Origin of the sequence: Jiella endophytica (assembly GCF_004519335.1) — a bacterium.
In the GTDB taxonomy this organism is placed as follows: domain Bacteria; phylum Pseudomonadota; class Alphaproteobacteria; order Rhizobiales; family Rhizobiaceae; genus Jiella; species Jiella endophytica.
In genome coordinates this window covers 508,499-525,231 of sequence record NZ_SOZD01000004.1, presented here as the reverse complement: position 1 = coordinate 525,231, position 16,733 = coordinate 508,499, and the positions used below count along the sequence as shown (strand labels likewise).

Below are 16,733 nucleotides of genomic sequence, written 5' to 3'. Positions count from 1 at the left end.
GTGCCCCAATCGTCCCCGTCAGCCGATCCTCCATCTCAGCCGACCGGCCATGGGTCCGCAGCGGTGTCAGGCCTACGAGCGGGCCTTTGCGGCAGAGGCAGCATAGTCGGCCTGAAGCGCCCGGCGGCGGATCTTGCCGAAGCCGTCGCGGGGCAGTCCGTCGACGATCTCCACATGCTTCGGGACCTCCGGCCGCGTCAGACCTTCGGCGCAATAGGCGCGCAGATCATCGGCCGAGAGCGACGAGCCCGGCTTGGTCCTGACAAGCGCCACCACGGACTGGCCCCATTCGCGATCCTCGGCCCCGAAGACCACGGCGTCGAGGATTTCGGAATGGCGCATGAGTTCGGTCTCGACGCGCTCGGGATTCACCTTGACGCCGCCGGTGTTGATGACGTCGTCGCGGCGACCGGCAAGATAGAGATAGCCGTCCTGGTCGAGCCGGCCGGTGTCGCCGATGCTCTGGAAACCGTCCGCGTCGGTGCGCGGCTCGGGGGCGTTGGGGCCGATGTAGCGGCTGCGGCTGCCGAGATCGTCGGGCCGCATGAAGATCTCGCCGATCTTGCCCGGCCCGAGTAGCCTTCCGGTCTCGTCGCGGATGCGGATCTCGGTCTCGAAGCCGCGGCCGACCGAGCCTTCGCGCATCAGCCATTCCGGCCCCGAGATCACCGTCTGGCCGGTGTTCTCGCCGGAGCCGTACATCTCGAAGATCCGCTCGGGCCCCAGCCGCTCGATCCATGCCCGCTTGAGCCAGACCGGGCAGGGCGCCGCCGTGTGATAGAGGGCGTGCAGGCTGTCCAGCCTGGCGCCGCTCTCCGGCAACTCCGCCAGCATGCGGACCATCATCGTCGGCACGAGCATCGCGAAGCCGACGGCGAAGCGGTCGATGGCCGCGAGCGCCCGTTTGGCGTCGAATTTTTCCATCAGGACGAGGGTGTTGCCCTCGAACAGGCCGTTCTGGGCCCAAGTGAGCGGCGCATTGTGCGACATCGCCCCGCAGACCAGCTGCACCTGATCGCTGCGAAAGCCGAGCGCCGGCGCGACCCTGCCCCAGCTCTTGCCGGGCACCCGGACGAAGGGCCGCTCGTCGGCCATCAGCTTCGGCAGGCCGGTCGAGCCGCCGGACATGACGATCTTGCCCGGTTTCGAGACGCGATCCTCGAGAGGGGCATCGGACTGGCGAGCCGCCAGATCCTCGAGCGTCGCGACGGCGAGGTCGCCGCGCCCCTCCGCCTGGTGAAGGCGCAGCCTCGCGCCGATCCGGCGGCAGAGCGCGTCCGCCGTCGCCTCGTCGAGGCTCGGATCGAGGACCATGGTGGTGGCGCCGAGCCGCCAGATCGCGAGAGCGACGACGAGATGGGCCGGCGTGTTGGGGAGCCCGAAGGCAACGACGTCACCTTCTGACACTCCCTTGGCGGCCAGCGCGCGGGCGGTCCGGTGCACTCGCCTGTCGAGCGCCCGCCAGCCGATCGCCTCCTCATGGCCGTCGGCGGCCAGGAAATGCACCGCCGTCGCCTCGCCCCTCTCGGCCGCAAGATCGGCAAGGCGGGCGCCGTAGGTGACGGGGACGTCGCTCATGGGGAGCCTCTCACTTTGTCGATCCCGGGCCGGTTCTGTCACGCGGGTGGACCGCAGTCGAAGCGGTCAGTCGATCAGCCCGGCCAGGCGCGGCAGAAACAGCGACAGGTCGGGCACGAAGGTGACGAGCATGAGGATCGCGAACATTCCGATCAGCGGAAAGGCGAGCCTGCGCGAGACCTGGACCACCGATCGGCCAGCGACGCTTGAGGCGACGAAGAGCGAGACGCCATAGGGTGGCGTAACCGTGCCGAGCGCGCAGTTGAGAATGATCAAGAGCCCGAAATGGATGGGGTCGATGCCGATGTCGCGGGCGATCGGCGTCAGCACCGGCACGACGATGAGAATTGCGGCGATCGTCTCGAGGAACATGCCGATGACCAGAAAGAGCGCATTGGCGATGAGCAGGAAGACGACCTGGCTGCTCGATACGTCGCGGATCCATGCGCCGATGATCTGCGGCACGTTGGCGTTGGCGATCAGCCAGGCAAAGACGCTGGCCGTGCCGATTATCAGCATAACGGCGGCCGACAGCGAGGCGGTCTTGAGGATGAGGTCGGGCAGGGCGGCGGGCTTCAGCTCGCGATAGACCAGCATGCCCACCAAGAGGCCGTAGAAGCCCGACACGGCGGCGGCCTCTGTCGGTGTGAAGACGCCGCCGAGAATGCCGCCGAGGATCAGCACGGGCATGCCCGCGGCGGGCAGCGCCGCCCAGCCGGTGCGCAGCAACCGCGAGACGGTGAAGGCTTCGCTCTCGCGGTATTGCGGACCGCCCTTGCGGGCATGGAGCCAGGCGATCACCATCAGCACGAGAATGCACAGAAGCCCGGGAACGACCCCCGACAGAAACAGTGCGCCGATCGAGACATTGGAGACGACCGCGAGGATCACCATGGTGAGGCTCGGCGGGATCACCTGGGCGATCGAGCCGGCGCAGGCGATCAGCGCGGCACCGAAGTCGACGTCGTAGTTGCGGCGCCTCAGCTGCGGCTGCATGATCGCCGAGATCGCGGCGGTGTCGGCCGAACCCGAGCCGGAAATCGCCGCCAGGCCCGCCGCCGCAAGGCAGGAGACCTGCAGCAGGCTGCCGACCATCCAGCCGATGATCGCGGACGCGAAGTCGACGATCCGCCTCGAGATGCCGCCGGCATCCATGATCACGCCGGCGAAGACGAAGAACGGGATCGACATCAGGGTGAAGGAGTTCAGCCCGGCGAAGACGCGCTGGCTGACGATGGCGACGGGCACATGCGTCGTCGTCACCAGCGCCAGAACCGCCGACGTGCCGAGCACGAAGACCACCGGTACCCCGAGTGCCAGCAGCGCCACGAAGGCGATCGCGATAATGGCCATCAGATCGCTTCTTCGATGCCGTCGGCGACGGGCTCTGGAAACGGATCGTTCCAGCGCCTTGCGACCGACAGGACGAGTTCGATCGCGATGTAGGCGGCGCCGACCGGCAGGCAGAGATAGATCCATTTCATCGGCAGGCCGAGGGCGGGTGAGGACTGGAACGCGCCGAGCTTCAGCAGGGGCAGGGTGCCATAGGCAAGCACCGCGAGGAAGGCGATGGTGACCGCAGCGATGGCAAGCAGCGCGATCCGGGCAAGGCGGAGCGGCAGCATGGCCGGGAGCATGTCGATCGCCACATGCTGGTTGCGCGCCATGGCGACCCCGGCACCTAGCAGCACCAGCCAGATCTGGCTGAAGGTGGCGATCTCGGTGGCCGAGGCGATCGAATAGTTCAACAGATAGCGCCCGACGACCTGCGCGAGGACGGCGATCATCATCACCGAAAAGAGCAGGATCACCGCGCCTGAGGCGAGGCGGCGCAGGATGAGACAGAGCCGTTCCAGAAGCGCAAGCATCGCGTCATTTCCTTGCCAGAGACCGCCGATGCCCGGCCTGGCCGCAAGCGGGCCGGGCCGGATCATTCCAAGGAAAGCCTATTTGACCGCTTCGATCAGCTCGTAGAGCTTCTTCTGCTCGTCGGACTGGACGTATTTGTCCATGATCGGGCCGGCGGCTGCCCGGAACGGGGCGATGTCGGGATGGGTGACCTTGACACCCTCGGCCTCGATGTCGGCCAGCCGGGCCTGATCGCTCTCTCGATAGAGCTTGCGCTGATAAGTGCCGGCCTCGAGGCCGGCTTCGTCGAGGGCCTTCTGGACGTCGGCCGGAAGCGCTTCATAGGCGTCCTCGCCCATGATCACCGGTGCGACCAGTTCCAGCCAGGCGACGGTCGCCCAGTCGGGCGCGACCTCGTAGAACTTCTTGGCGTAGTAGTTCGTGTTGGCGGCTTCGGCGCCGTCGACGACGCCGGTCTCCAGCGCGCCGTAGAGCTCGGTATAGGCAAGCGGGGTCGGATTGGCGCCGAAGGCCTTGAAGGTGTCGAGATGCGCCTCGTTCTGCATGGTGCGGATCTTCAGACCCTTCAGGTCGTCGATCGAGGCGATCGGCTTCTTCGTCATGATGTGGCGGGTGCCGGCCGAAAACAGGCTGACGAGATGGAAGCCCTTCTCCTTCAGGATGTCCTGGATTTCGGCAACGACCTTCGGATCGGACAGAGCGCGATCCATCTGGTCGGAATCCTTGAACAGGAACGGCAGGCTGAAGACGCTGAGTTCCGGAACGAAGTTGACGAGGGTCTCGTTGGCCGTCACCGCGATGTCGACGGTGCCCATCTGGGTGCCCTGGATGCTTTCCATCTCGTCGCCGAGCTGGGCATTGGGAAAGACCTGGATGGTCGCCTTGCCACCGCTCTTGTCTTCCAGAAGGTCGCTCATCTTTTCCATGCCGAGACCGTAGGGCTCGTCGGCATTGGCATTGTGGCTGGCCTTCAGCGTGATTTCCTGGGCAAGGGCTGCCGACGACATCTGCGTGCTGGCGAAAGCGAGCGAAAGCGCAACGGCTATGGGTCCAAATCTCATCTGCGAAACCTTCTGGTTGGGTGGGCTGTGGAGGGTGGCGGATAGGCCCGGGGCGCCTTACGAGGCGGGAAGCAGGCGCAGTTCCTGCAGGACGGCGCCGAGTTGCGCCTGCCGCTTGTCCGGCAGCGGCAGGCGCGGGGGGCGCGGATCGCCCATGCCCCGTCCGATCATCGCCATCGCGGCCTTGGTCGCGGAGACGTAGAGATCACCGGCCAGCATGTTGATGAGCGGCAGCGCGCGCAGATAGATCTCGCGCCCTTTCGCTTCGCCGCCCGGCTTCGTCGTCTCCTCGAACATCGCGGCCGAGAGCTTCGGGGCGATATTGGCGAAGACCGAACTGTAGCCCTCAGCTCCGGCGAGATAGCTTTCCCAAGGGTAGTAGCCGGCAAAGACGGTCATCCGGTCACCGCAGCGCGCCAGAATCTCGGTGACGCGGTGGACGTTCTTCGAGGTGTCCTTGATGTAAGAGATGTTGTCGATCTGCGAGAGACGCGCGACGAGATCGGCGCCGAGATCGACATTGGCCGTGAACGGGTTGTTGTAGAGCATCACTGGGATCGAGATGGCCTCGGCCACCCGCCGGAAATGGACGAACAACTCTTCCTCGGTCGGCGAGGAATAGTAGGGCGGCACCAGCATCACGCCGTCCGCGCCCAGCGCTTCGGCCTCGCGGCTGAGGGCGACCGCCTCGTCCGTCCATTCGGCGGCCGTGCCGATCAGGACCGGCACGCGTCCGTCCGCCTGCCGGATCACCGTTTCGGCGACAGCCGTCCGCTCGTCGCGGGTCAGCGACAGGAACTCCCCCGTGCTGCCGAGCGGAATGAGGCCGTGGGACCCTTCGGCGATCTGCCAGTCGACATAGCTGCGCAGGCGATCGAGATCGACCCGGCCTTCGGCATCGAACGCGGTGACGCAAACGGTGTAGCTGCCTCGGAAGGTCGTCACGCTGGATCCTTGTGTTTCTGGCCGCGGCAGAATTTTATCAACTGCCCCCATATACAGTTGAGATGTGATCTTATAATCCGTCAAGTCCCAATTTGTGGGCAGGCTCAAAAAAGAGGCTTTCGCCTCGGCCGCCTTTCACGTCTGGACAGTGAGACCCATGCCATTCATCGAGCTCTACGACTTCGAACCGGCCCCTGAAGTGCGAGCCGTCGCCACCCGTCGGATCACCGATGGTCTCTGTTCGGCTTTTGGAATCAAGCCGGAAATCGTGACCATCTATTATCTTTCGACCCCGCACTATTCCTACGGGCATGCCGCGAAACACGGCACTTCTGCCGAGAAATTCCGCATCTTCGCCAAGGTCCATGCATTCCCGCGTGACCAGGCGATGAAACAGCAGGCAGCATGCGAAATCACCGACGCGATCAGCGCGGCCTATGGCGCGTCGCCGGACGACGTGGTCGTCTACTTCTTCGATCGTTCACCCGCCGACGCGTTCCATGCGGGCAAGCCGGCGGGATAGCAGGCGCGGCATTCCACGAGATCGCATCTTGCGCAAATGATCGAAATTCGATCAAATATCGTCTGATGCAGAAAGGAGGGTCCGTGGAGCGTTTCTACAACGAGGACCAGCGGATGGTGCGCGACAGCGCCCGCCGGTTCAGCGACGAGGTCCTGGCCCCGCAGGCGGCGGCGATCGACCGCGAGGACCAATTCCCGCGCGAAGTCTATGCCGGCCTCGCGGATCAGGGGTTCTTCGGCGTTGCCCTGCCGGAGGCGGCCGGCGGCGCCGGGCTGGATGCGCTTGCGGCCTGTATCGTGATGGAGGAGATCGCCCGCGGTTCGGGCGCGGTGGGCAATGCATTTGCGATCCCCGTTGAGGCGGCTTCGTTTCTCCATCACCACGGCAGCGACGAGCACAAGGCGCTGATCCCGGGCATTCTCGACGGATCGGTCATTCCGGCGACCGCCGTCACCGAGCCCGACCACGGCTCCGACGTCGCAGGAATGCGGACGACTGCGCGGCGGGAGGGGAACGACTATGTCATCGACGGCACCAAGGCCTGGGTGACGTTCGGCCGGATCGCCGATGTCGTCATGGTGTTTGCCAAGACCGACCCGTCCGCCGGCCATCGCGGCGTCAGCTGCATTCTGGTGGAAACCGGGCGCAAGGGCGTTTCGCGCGGCAAGTCCGAAGAGCTTCTCGGCATGCATGGCCTTGCCGAATGCCAGATCGGCTTCGACGCGGTCCGGGTGCCGGTGTCGAACCGGATTGGTCCGGAACACGGCGCCTTCAAGATGGCGATGGTGAATTTCGACTTCTCGCGGCTGATGATGTCGTCGATGGCGCTCGGCATGACCCAGGCGGCGATGGAAGACGCGATCGCCTATGCCCGGACGCGCAAGCAGTTCGGCAAGGAGATCTTCGAGTTCCAGGCGGTCCAGTTCATGATCGCCGACATGGCCAAGGATATCGCCGCGGCCCGTCTGCTGATCCACCACGCGGCCCGCCTCTACGACGCCGGCGAGCCGATCGCCCTCGAGGCGGCCCAGGCCAAGCTGTTCACGACGGACATGGCCCAGACCCATGTCTCGAACGCGCTGCAGATCCATGGCGGCAACGGCTACAGCCGCGAATATCGCATCGAGCGGCTGTTCCGCGATGTCCGGCTGTCGCCGATCTACGAAGGCACCAACCAGATCCAGCGGATGATCATCGCCCGCCAGATCGCGAAACGCTACGCATGAGTCCCAGCATCATCGGTCCCGACGAAGCCGCGGCGCTCGTGGGTGACGGCGCGACCCTGGTGGTCGGGGGCAATGGCGGCACCGGCGTCGCCGAGCGGCTCCTGGAGGCGCTGGAGTCGCGCTACCACACGACGCATTCACCGTCGGGTCTGACGCTGATCCATGTCACCGGCGTCGGCGCCGTCACCGAAAAGGGGCTCTGCAGGCTGGCCCATGAAGGCCTCGTCGCGCGTGTCCTAGGCAGCAATTTCGGCCTGCAGCTGCCGCTGATGCGGCTGATCGTCGAAAACCGGATCGCCGGCTACAATCTGCCTCAGGGTGTGATGGCCCAGATGTTCCGCGCCCAGGCAGCAGGGCAGCCCGGCATCGTCACCCATGTCGGCCTCGGCACCTATATGGAGCCCGAACAAGATGGCGGGCGGATGAACGCGCTGGCGACGGAGACCTTTGTCGAGCGGCTGAACCTTCGCGAGCGGGACTATCTCTTCTACCGGATGCCGGTGCCCGACATCTGTTTCATTCGCGGGACGTCCGCCGACGAGGACGGCTATGTCGCGATGGAGCACGAGGCGACGACGCGCGAGGATCTGTCGATCGCCCAGGCCGTCCACAACGCAGGCGGCACGGTGATCTGCCAGGTCAAACGGATCGTCAAGGCGGGCAGCCTGCACCCGCAGATGGTCAAGATCCCCGGTTTCCTCGTCGATCATGTCGTGGTCGACCCGGATCAGACCCAGACCTATACGACCGGCTACGATCCGTCCCGTTCGGGCGAGGTCCGCATGCCCGTCGCGAGGCATGCCCCCGATCCCCTGACCGAGCGGCGGGTGATCGCCCGTCGCGCGGCGATGGAATTGCGCGCCGGCGAAGCCGTCAATCTCGGCGTCGGCATATCCGCGATGATCCCCAATGTCGCGGCCGAGGAGGGGATCGAGGACCTGATCACGCTGACGGTCGAGGCCGGCGTCATCGGCGGCGTTCCCGGATACGCCCGAGAATTCGGGACCGCCTACAATCCGCGCGCCATCATCGACCAGCCTTACCAGTTCGATTTCTATGACGGCGGCGGTCTGGGCTGCGCCTTCGTCTCCTTCGCGGAGATCGACGCCGAGGGCCACGTCAACGTCACCCGCTTCGGCGACCGCTACGACGGCGCCGGAGGCTTCATCAACATCACCCAGAACACCCGGCGGCTGGTCTTCAGCGGCACGCTGACCGGCGGCGGCCTGTCGTGCAGCTTCGACGCGGGGCGGCTGAAGATCGACCGCGAGGGGCGGACGCGCAAATTCGTCGAGCGGGTCGGTCAGGTCAGCTTCAACGGCGAGATGGCGCGCCAGCGTGGCCAGGACGTCACCGTCGTTACCGAGCGGGCGGTGTTCAGGCTGGCAGCCGAAGGCCTCGTTTTGACGGAGATCGCCCCGGGCGTGCGTCTGCGGGAAGACGTCCTCGATCGGATCGGTTTCGCCCTGCGCGTCGCGGACGATCTCAAGGAGATGGACGCGCGGCTGTTTCGCCAGGGGCCCATGGGCATCGCAGCAGATCTGAAGGGAGACGCATCGTGACGAGGGCCGAGAACCTCTACTATGAAGATGTCGAGATCGGTGCCGTCTTCAAGACGGCGGAGCATACGATCAGCGAGGCCGACATCATCGACTTCGCCAGACTGACGCGGGACAACCATCCGCTTCACCGCGACGCCGACTATGCGCGCCGGGCCGGCTTCCCGAGCCTGATTGCCCACGGCCTTTTCGGCCTGTCGCTGATGGAGGGGCTGAAGAGCGAGTTGAAGCTCTACGAGGATACCTCGATCGCCTCGCTCGGCTGGAATGCCGTGCGCTTCGTCAAACCGCTGCTGGTCGGCGACGTTCTCCATGTCGAGATGACCTTCACCGCCAAGCGCGCCAGCCGAAGCCGGCCCGCGGGCGTCATCACCGAGGCCGTCAAGCTCGTCGATGCTTCGAAAGATCTGCGCATCGACGCCGAACATATCTCCTTGATCCAGATGCGGCCGGCACAGTAGCCATCGTCTCCCGCAAAAGGCCGCGGCCCGCTGCGACCTGATCCGGCACCCGCCCATGAACGAGGCATCGCGAAGCAAGCCATGACCAAGCCGAAAAAGGGCGACGAAGCGATCGAGCCGGCGGGCAATTCGGTGGATCTTGCGACCCGCCTCGTTCGCGAAGCGATCCTCGATGGCGGGTTCGGGCCCGGCGAGCGGCTGAAGATCGGCGAACTGGCGACCCGGTTCGGCCTCAGCCCGATGCCGCTGCGCGAGGCCCTGCGCAAGCTCGAAGGCGAGGGGCTCGTCGAGATCGAGCAGAACAAGGGTGCGACGGTGCGCCGGCTCGACCGGGAGTATGTCTCCGACCTCTTCGAGCTCAACACGGATCTTCGGATCATCGCGATCCGGCGGGGCGTCCGGCAGTTGACGCTGGCCCGCATCGAGACCCTCGAAGGGCTCGCCGAGGCCTATGCCCAGGCGGTGGAGACCGGCGACGACGCGGAGGCGCTCGAGCTCAATCGCCGCTTCAACACCTGCCTCGTCGAGTTCGGCGGCAATCGCGAGGCGCTGCGGATCTTCCAGCGCGGCTGGGAGATGATCGGCGCCTTCCGGCGCAGCTTCGGCTATGGCGAGGGCCGGCGCCGGGGGCTCGGCGACGAGATGAAGCTGCTCGTCGGCGCGCTGCGCCGCCACGATCTCGAATATGCGGAGGCGATCCTGCGCATGCAGAACGCCGCCGTGATGGAAGATCTTATGGCGCAGATCGACCTGCCCTGAGCGCGGCGCTCCAGCCAGAAAAGCATCGGGCGGAGGGCCCGCCCGATGCTTTCATCTGCGGCCGGCTGAGGGTTATTCGGCGGTCAGCGCGTCGAACAGCGCCTTCTGGCTGTCGCTCTTCAGCATCTCCTTGTAGAGCGGGATCGAGGCTTCCCGGAACGGGGCGGGATCCGGCTTTGTGATCTTGACGCCCTTTTTCTTGAGAGCGTCGAGCAGCGGCGTTTCCTGGTCCTCGACATAGCTGCGCTGCCATTCGGCCGATTCATGGGCCGATTCCAGAAGCGCCGTCTGGATCTTTTCCGGAAGGGCGTCGAACGCGCTCTTCTGCATGACGACGACCGCCGTCATGTTCAGCCAGCCGACCAGCGCGAAATCCGGCGCGACCTCGTAGAGCTTCTGGCCGGTATAGTTGGTGGCCGCACCCTCGGCCCCATCGACGACGCCCGACTGCAGCGCGCCATAGAGTTCGCTGTAGGCCATCGGCGTCGGGTTCGCGCCATAGGCCTTGAAGGCCTCGATATGGACCGGGTTCTGCATGGTGCGGATCTTCAGGCCGTTGAGGTCTGCGATGGTTTGCACCGGCTTCGACGTCATCAGATGCCGGATGCCGGAGGAATAGACGCCGAGCAGCTCGAAGCCCGACTGGTTTGCGCTGTCCTGCATCATCGTGGCGATCTTCGGCTCGTCGAGCTTTGCGCCGAGTTCGGAGATGGAGGGAAACAGGAAGGGCAGGTCGAAGACCTGATAGTCCTCGATATAGTTCGAGAGCATCGAGTTGGAGCTCATCGCAATGTCCAGCGATCCCAGCATGACGCTTTCGATCAGCTGGGACTCGTCGCCGAGCTGACCGGCCGGAAAGATCTCGATCGTTGCCGCGCCGTCGGTCTTGGCCTCGAGCAGCTCGCGCATCCGCTGCAGGCCCTTGTCCTGCACCTCGTCGGCGGCATTGGTGTGGGCGACTCGGAAGGTATATTCGGCAGCGAGCGCCGGCTGGCACAGAAGACCGACGCCAAGCGCCAGCGCGACGATAAGAGACCGCTTGGACATGAAGAGACCTTTCTTGGACAGGGTTTGCGATTGTTTCAGAGGGACGGCGGCGATCAGTCGAAGACGAGCCCTGGCAGCCACAGCGTGACCGCCGGGACGAAGGTCGTCAGGATCAGTGCGACGAGCATGCAGCCGAGCGGCAGCCAGACCTGGCGCGAGACCTCTTCGATCTTGCGGCCCGCCACCGACGAGGCGACGTAAAGACAGATGCCATAGGGCGGGGTAATCAGGCCTATGGCCAGGTTGAGGCCGGTGATGACGCCGAACTGCACCAGATCGATGCCATAGCTCGCGGCGATCGGCGCGAGGATCGGCAACAGGATGAGCACCGCCGAGATGCTCTCCATGAACATGCCGATGACGAGCAGCAGGACGTTGACGATGAGCAGGAAACCGACCGGGCTCGTGGTCACCCCCGCGAGCCACTCGCGCAGCATCGCCGGGAAGCCCTGGGTGGCGATGATCCAGGTAAAGACGCTGGCGGTGGAGATGATGATCAGAACCGTGGCCGAGAGGCTGATCGCCCGCAGGATCAGCGGCGGCAGGTCCGCCGGCTTCAGCTCGCGATAGATCCCCATGCTGACGACGAGCGTCGTGAACAGCGCCACGCAGGCGGCCTCGGTCGCGGTGAAGACGCCACCGACGATGCCGCCGACGATCACCACCGGCACGACGAGGCCGGGCAGCGCCTCGAGAAAGGCGCGGCCGAGACGCGGCAGGGTGAAGGCGGCGCCGTCGCGGTAGACCGGGCCGCCGCGCTTGGCATAGACGAAGGTGCCGATCATCAGCCCGGCCATCACGAGCAGCCCCGGCACGACGCCGCCGAGGAAGACGGCACCGATCGACTGGTTGGCCGTCAGGGCGATGACGATCATCACGATCGACGGCGGAATGATCGAGGCGAGCGACCCGCAGGCCGCGATGACAGCGGCCGCCATGTCGACGTCGTAGCCGCGCCTGCGCATCTCCGGGATCATCACCGAGCTGATCGCCGCCGTGTCCGCCGAGCCGGAGCCGGAGATCGCGGCAAGGCCCGTGCCGGTGACGATCGCGACCATATAGAGGCTGCCAGTGATCCAGCCGACGAGGGCGGTTGCGAGATTGACGAAGCGCCTGGCGATGCCGCCGGCCTCCATCAGCAGGCCGGAGGCGACGAAGAACGGGATCGCCATCAAGGTGAAGGAGTTGATGCCGCCATAGACGCGCTGGGCGACGATGGAGATCGGGGCGTTGGTTCCGAGCTCTATGGCGACCAGCGCGGCGATGCCGAGCGCGAGGACGATGGGCAGGCCGGATACGAGCAGGAACAGGAAACCGCCGACCGCCGCAATCATATCGCCTGGTCCTCCTGATGCTCGATCGCCCGTTCGTCCGCTGCTGCGGGACGGACGAGCCTCGGCAGGCTGACGATGGCGAATTCGAGGAGGAAGTAGCCGAAGCCGACCGGCAGGGCGGAATAGGGAATGGCCAGAGGAATGCGCAGGGCGGAAGACTTCACCATCATGCCGATCGCCACCAACGACAGCGACCCGACGACGACGACGCCGAGAAACCAGAGGCCCAGCGCGAAGGCGGCCACCCCGACGATGCGCTGGACGACGGCCGGCGCCTTGAGGATGAGGAAGTCGACGCCGACATGCTGGCTGTGGCGCATCGCGATTCCGGCGCCGATCAGCGCCAGCCAGACCTGCGCGAAGGTCGCCGTCTCCTCGGTCCAAGCAATCGAATAGTTGAAAACGTACCGGCCGAGGATCTGGATGAGGATGGCGAAAGCCATGTAGGCGAACAGGCAAAGGGCGAGACCGTCGGCCAGCCGTCTTACCGCAAGGAGGACTATCCGCAGGAGACGGATCATCGGCGCGACAAAACCCGACCGGCGTTTGTGCGAACCCTGCGTGGCGAATGCGGATACTCCTGCCCGTGCCATGCTTGCATTGACCTTCGTAAGACCATCCCTGTTACAGGCCGCATCATTCGGCGATCGAATGCTATCGCACCCACCGGCGCATAGGTTTCGATCGTTTCCGGGAGACTATCAGCAAATCGATTAGCCGGCAGAGCCGGGGCTATAAAATTCCCAGCCTTTACTATTCGCCGGCGCAGTTATGCGAATATTTCGATCATTTTTCGGATACAAAGGATCATCGTTGACCACAATGAACAGTAATTGTGCGTCATGGACCGATTAAAGGACAATTCTTGTGCAGAAAAATGCGTGGAGGAAGCCGGCGCTCGGCCTGGCCCTGTGTGTTCTGGGCCGCCCGGAGGTGGTTCCGCTGGCCCGGATGGCGGGCTTCGATTTCCTCGTCGTCGACATGGAGCACGGGCCGCTCGGCATCCATGATCTCGGAGCGATCGCTTCGGCCGGCCTGATGGGAGGCTTCCCCGTCTACGGACGGGTCACCGGCCCTTCGACAGGCGATATCGCCAGGGTGCTGGACTGCGGTGCGACAGGCGTGATCGTGCCCCATGTCGACAGCGTCCTCGACGCCCGGAAGATCGTGAAGACCTGCCGTTTCTCTCCGGTCGGAACGCGCGCGCTGCCCGGGCCGCTGCCGCTGCTCGGCTATCGGAGTGCGCAACCGGCGGAATTGTGCGAGGCGGCCGATCGGGCAGCCAGGATCGTCGCGATGATCGAGAGCCGGAGCGCCCTGGAGGAGGTGGAAACGATCGCGGCGGTGGAAGGTCTCGACGGGCTGATCATCGGGTCGAACGATCTTGCCGATTCCCTCGGCCGGCGCGGCCAGCTCGACCATCCGGACGTCGCAGCGGCCTTTCGGCGCATTGCCGCAGCAGCGCATGACAACGGCCTCGACTTCGGCGCCATGGGCCTGCCGCCGGCGCTGACCTTCTCCTACGGGGTCGATCTCGGTGCCACGCTGCTCGTCGTCACCAACGACACCAACCTGTTGGCCGATGGCGGAGCCGCGGCCGTCGCGGCGGTTCACCCTGATGCGGCCGAGCGGGCCTGAAGCTGTGCGCGGCCGCTGCCCCGGCCAGTTCGTCGAAGCCTCTATCCGCCGGAAATGCTGGCTCTCAGATCCTCCAGTCGCCGGCCGACATGGACCTCGAACGCGCTGATGAAGTGCTGGGCCTGGCGCGAGGGCACCTTGCCGCGCGGCAGGGCGGCGGAGAGGTCGAAGGTGAGGGCGGGCTCGAAGGGGACGACGACGAGGCCGGGCCGCATTGCGGTCATCGCCGTCAGCTCGTCGACGAGGGTGATGCCCCAGCCTTCGCGCACGATCCGCGCGGCCGCATTCATGAACCGTGTCTCGACATTCGGCCGGTAGTCGTAGCCGCTGGCGCGGAATGCTTCCGAGATCATCAGGCCGATCCGGTTGGTGATCTGAGGGCCGACCATCGGCCGCTCCACCAGGCGGCGCGCGGTTACCGCCGACATCCTGGCCAGCGGATCGTCCTTGCTGCACAGACACACGGCACGCAGTGTCGCCAGCGTCTGATAGTTCAGCGCGTTCCGCTCATAGGCGGCGATGACGAACGCGACGTCCGCCAGGCCGTTCTCCACCGTCTGGAGAACGCTGTCGAGCGGCCGCGTCTCGAGCGCCAGCTGCACCTGCGGATGGCGCGTCATGTAGTCCGCGATGACCCGCGGCAGGATCGCCTCGGACAGCTCGGCGGTGGATGCGACGCGCACGCGTCCGATGCGTCCGGCCTTGAGATCCGCGGCCCGCTGGTTCACCGCGTCCCGCAGGTGAAAAAGCGGCTCGCTCTCCTCGAGCAAGATCAGCGCCTCGTCGGTGGGCACGAGCCGGTTGCTGACCCGCTCGAACAGCTTGAAGCCGAGCACCGTCTCGATATGGCGCACCGCAGTGCTGATGCTCGGCTGCGACATGCCGAGCCGTTCTGCCGCGCCGATCGTGGTGCGGTACTGAACGACGGCTCTGAGGATTTCCAGCTGTCTGAGATTGAGCATGTCGCGTCCGGGTGTTCGGAGAGTGGACTACGACGTGGTCAGACGCACCCGCCTGAAATTCCTGACCTTGTCGCTGAACGGGCCGAACCCCTTTATCGCGTTGAACTCCGGAGTTTCATAGGCCTCAGGCCCGCTCACCGTATAGATTGCGACATGTTTCGGCGCGCCTTCGAGGCAGATCTCGCGTCTGGCGTCGAGCCAGCCGGGGCAGGCGAGAATTTCCGGCACATGCACCGTCTCGTACCACCGGTTGAACGCATCCTCGTGCTCCTCGTCGATGTCGACGAAGACGATGTGGGTCTGGGGCTTTCGCTCGGTCATTGCGTTCGTCCGTTGCAGTCGGAAGGCTCTCGCGGAGGGACGGGCCTCCTACAGCATCGGCCCGAAAATCGGCATCGAACCACTACAGGAGCCCTGCATCCACCAAAGCGAGGCGCACGCCCTCGATGACCTCCGGCGACTGCGGCAGCAGCGGCAGCCGCGGCGCGGCGTTCTCGATGACGCCGAGGAGCTTCAGGCCCTCCTTCATCCGGGTATGCATGTCGATCACCGGTGCCGGGCCGTAGATCGAGCGAACGATCGGATGGAGCCGGTCGGAAGCGACGCGCATCGCCGCAAGGTCCATCGCCTCGCAAGCCCGCCAGAGATCGGCGAGAAGGCCGGGAGCAAGGCTCGCCAGCCCCGAGAGAATGCCGTCGCCGCCGACCGCGAGCTGGGCGAGGAACCAGTTGAAGTTGGAGGGCAGTACGGCGCAATCGGGCGCCGCCTTCTTCACTGCACGCCAGTTCTCCTCGTAGGCGAGCATGGTGGCGCTGCCTTCCTTGATGGCGATCACCTGCGGGATCTGCGCGATTTCGGCGAGCGCCATCGTCGAGAAGCCGTATCCGGAGGCGAGGGGAAACTGGAACACCGACAGCGGCATCTGCAGGTCGCCGGCAAGCTTTTCCATGAACCGCACTGGTGCCGCGGTCGAGGCGTTGCCGCCGCCGAGCGCTTCTGCCGGAAAGATCACCGCCACGTCGGCGCCGGCCTCGCGGGCCATTTCGGCCTGGCGTATCGCGTCGGGATAGCCGGTCGGCACCACCCCGGCCAGCAAGGGGCGATCCTTGCCGATCTGGTCGCGGGTCCTGCGGATCACCTCGATCCGCTCGCCGTCGCTCAGCGCGGTCGCCTCGCCGGCATGGCCGTTGACGAAGACGCAATCGGTCGTCTCCGGCCGGGCGCAGTGATCGAGCACGGCCTCGTAGCCGGCCCAGTCGACGGCACCCTCGAAATCGAAGGGCAGGACGGTCGCGACGGTGATGCCGCCAAGATCTTTTCCGGTCAGGGTCATTTCGGGTCGGGTGCTTTCTTGCGCGGGAATTTCAGGGTGGCGTCGGCCTTCAGAACCTCGAGGCCGGCCTCGTTTCTGGCCGCGGCCTGCCAGTCGACGGTGCGGTTTTCTTCGTCCTTGCCGCTGATCCATATGTCGAAGGTGATCGTGTCGCCATAGCGCACCGCGCCGGTGAACCAGAAGCAGTCCCGGATCGATACGCCGACGGTGCCGACGAGTTCGGCCGTCAGGACCGAAGTGCAGATGCCGGCAACGAGGATCCCCGGTGCCAGCCGCTCGCCGAAGCGGGTGGTGGAGGCATAGCCGTCATCGACATGGACGGGGCCGAAATCGCCGGTGGAGGCGATATACATGGCGCCGTCCGCCTCGGTGATGGTCTTCGACACGCTGACCCGGTCGCCGACGCGCAGCTCGTCGATGCTCTTGAGGTCGTACATC

At 65.5% G+C, this 16,733-nt stretch carries 18 protein-coding genes; 6 read left to right on the top strand and 12 right to left on the bottom strand.

Annotated features, from left to right (window positions below):
- Positions 1–72: 72 nt before the first annotated feature.
- The 5 genes from E3C22_RS15405 to E3C22_RS15385 all read right to left on the bottom strand — a co-directional run bounded on the left by E3C22_RS15405 (position 73) and on the right by E3C22_RS15385 (position 5,453).
- Positions 73–1,578, bottom strand: a complete 1,506-nt coding sequence (locus E3C22_RS15405) for an AMP-binding protein (RefSeq protein ID WP_134762915.1) — start codon at positions 1,576–1,578, stop codon at positions 73–75.
- 66 nt (positions 1,579–1,644) lie between these two features.
- Positions 1,645–2,931 (bottom strand): TRAP transporter large permease, encoded by a 1,287-nt coding sequence (locus tag E3C22_RS15400; RefSeq protein ID WP_134762914.1) that lies wholly within the window; start codon positions 2,929–2,931, stop codon positions 1,645–1,647.
- Positions 2,931–3,446, bottom strand: a complete 516-nt coding sequence (locus E3C22_RS15395) for a TRAP transporter small permease (RefSeq protein WP_134762913.1) — start codon at positions 3,444–3,446, stop codon at positions 2,931–2,933. Before E3C22_RS15395 ends, E3C22_RS15400 begins: the two co-directional genes overlap by 1 nt.
- A 78-nt stretch (positions 3,447–3,524) precedes the next feature.
- The gene (locus E3C22_RS15390; RefSeq protein WP_134762912.1) at positions 3,525–4,508 is read right to left on the bottom strand and encodes a TRAP transporter substrate-binding protein; all 984 of its coding nucleotides are present in this window, start codon (positions 4,506–4,508) and stop codon (positions 3,525–3,527) included.
- 57 nt (positions 4,509–4,565) lie between these two features.
- A complete protein-coding gene (locus tag E3C22_RS15385) occupies positions 4,566–5,453 on the bottom strand; it encodes a dihydrodipicolinate synthase family protein (RefSeq protein ID WP_245515014.1) in 888 nt (295 codons plus the stop codon).
- Between the two features lie 157 nt (positions 5,454–5,610).
- Here E3C22_RS15385 and E3C22_RS15380 point away from each other — a divergent pair, with 157 nt between their 5' ends.
- From E3C22_RS15380 to E3C22_RS15360, 5 genes are all read left to right on the top strand, one after another.
- Positions 5,611–5,976 carry a tautomerase family protein gene (locus E3C22_RS15380; RefSeq protein WP_134762910.1) on the top strand — a complete coding sequence of 122 codons (366 nt, stop codon included), beginning with the start codon at positions 5,611–5,613 and terminating at the stop codon, positions 5,974–5,976.
- Between the two features lie 83 nt (positions 5,977–6,059).
- Positions 6,060–7,202, top strand: a complete 1,143-nt coding sequence (locus E3C22_RS15375; protein ID WP_134762909.1) for an acyl-CoA dehydrogenase family protein — start codon at positions 6,060–6,062, stop codon at positions 7,200–7,202.
- A complete protein-coding gene (locus E3C22_RS15370; RefSeq protein WP_134762908.1) occupies positions 7,199–8,764 on the top strand; it encodes an acyl CoA:acetate/3-ketoacid CoA transferase in 1,566 nt (521 codons plus the stop codon). Before E3C22_RS15375 ends, E3C22_RS15370 begins: the two co-directional genes overlap by 4 nt.
- The gene (locus E3C22_RS15365; RefSeq protein WP_245515013.1) at positions 8,761–9,222 is read left to right on the top strand and encodes a MaoC family dehydratase; all 462 of its coding nucleotides are present in this window, start codon (positions 8,761–8,763) and stop codon (positions 9,220–9,222) included. The genes E3C22_RS15370 and E3C22_RS15365 overlap by 4 nt, the downstream gene beginning before the upstream one ends.
- 81 nt (positions 9,223–9,303) lie before the next feature.
- Entirely contained in the window at positions 9,304–9,981 is a 678-nt protein-coding gene (locus E3C22_RS15360; RefSeq protein WP_134762907.1) for a GntR family transcriptional regulator, read from the top strand.
- Between the two features lie 72 nt (positions 9,982–10,053).
- On the opposite strand, the gene E3C22_RS15355 is transcribed toward E3C22_RS15360, so the two are convergent.
- Genes E3C22_RS15355 through E3C22_RS15345 form a run of 3 tightly spaced genes read right to left on the bottom strand, consistent with a single transcriptional unit; the run spans position 10,054 to position 12,883 of the window.
- Positions 10,054–11,028, bottom strand: coding sequence for a TRAP transporter substrate-binding protein (locus E3C22_RS15355; RefSeq protein WP_134762906.1), 975 nt, complete (start codon positions 11,026–11,028; stop codon positions 10,054–10,056).
- Between the two features lie 53 nt (positions 11,029–11,081).
- Entirely contained in the window at positions 11,082–12,362 is a 1,281-nt protein-coding gene (locus E3C22_RS15350) for a TRAP transporter large permease (RefSeq protein ID WP_134762905.1), read from the bottom strand.
- On the bottom strand, positions 12,359–12,883 hold the full coding sequence (locus E3C22_RS15345) for a TRAP transporter small permease (RefSeq protein WP_206026969.1): 525 nt from the start codon (positions 12,881–12,883) through the stop codon (positions 12,359–12,361). The genes E3C22_RS15350 and E3C22_RS15345 overlap by 4 nt, the downstream gene beginning before the upstream one ends.
- A 412-nt stretch (positions 12,884–13,295) precedes the next feature.
- On the opposite strand from E3C22_RS15345, the gene E3C22_RS15340 reads away from it, so the two are divergent.
- The gene (locus tag E3C22_RS15340) at positions 13,296–14,000 is read left to right on the top strand and encodes an HpcH/HpaI aldolase family protein (RefSeq protein WP_206026968.1); all 705 of its coding nucleotides are present in this window, start codon (positions 13,296–13,298) and stop codon (positions 13,998–14,000) included.
- A 41-nt stretch (positions 14,001–14,041) separates the two neighbouring features.
- Here the strand turns inward: E3C22_RS15340 and E3C22_RS15335 are convergent, their stop codons facing one another.
- The 4 genes from E3C22_RS15335 to E3C22_RS15320 all read right to left on the bottom strand — a co-directional run bounded on the left by E3C22_RS15335 (position 14,042) and on the right by E3C22_RS15320 (position 16,732).
- A complete protein-coding gene (locus tag E3C22_RS15335) occupies positions 14,042–14,962 on the bottom strand; it encodes a LysR family transcriptional regulator (RefSeq protein ID WP_134762903.1) in 921 nt (306 codons plus the stop codon).
- Between the two features lie 27 nt (positions 14,963–14,989).
- Positions 14,990–15,283 (bottom strand): DUF4286 family protein, encoded by a 294-nt coding sequence (locus tag E3C22_RS15330; protein ID WP_134762902.1) that lies wholly within the window; start codon positions 15,281–15,283, stop codon positions 14,990–14,992.
- Positions 15,284–15,365: 82 nt separating this feature from the next.
- The gene (locus tag E3C22_RS15325; RefSeq protein ID WP_134762901.1) at positions 15,366–16,295 is read right to left on the bottom strand and encodes a dihydrodipicolinate synthase family protein; all 930 of its coding nucleotides are present in this window, start codon (positions 16,293–16,295) and stop codon (positions 15,366–15,368) included.
- Entirely contained in the window at positions 16,292–16,732 is a 441-nt protein-coding gene (locus E3C22_RS15320) for a MaoC family dehydratase (protein WP_134762900.1), read from the bottom strand. The genes E3C22_RS15325 and E3C22_RS15320 overlap by 4 nt, the downstream gene beginning before the upstream one ends.
- Position 16,733 lies beyond the last annotated feature (1 nt).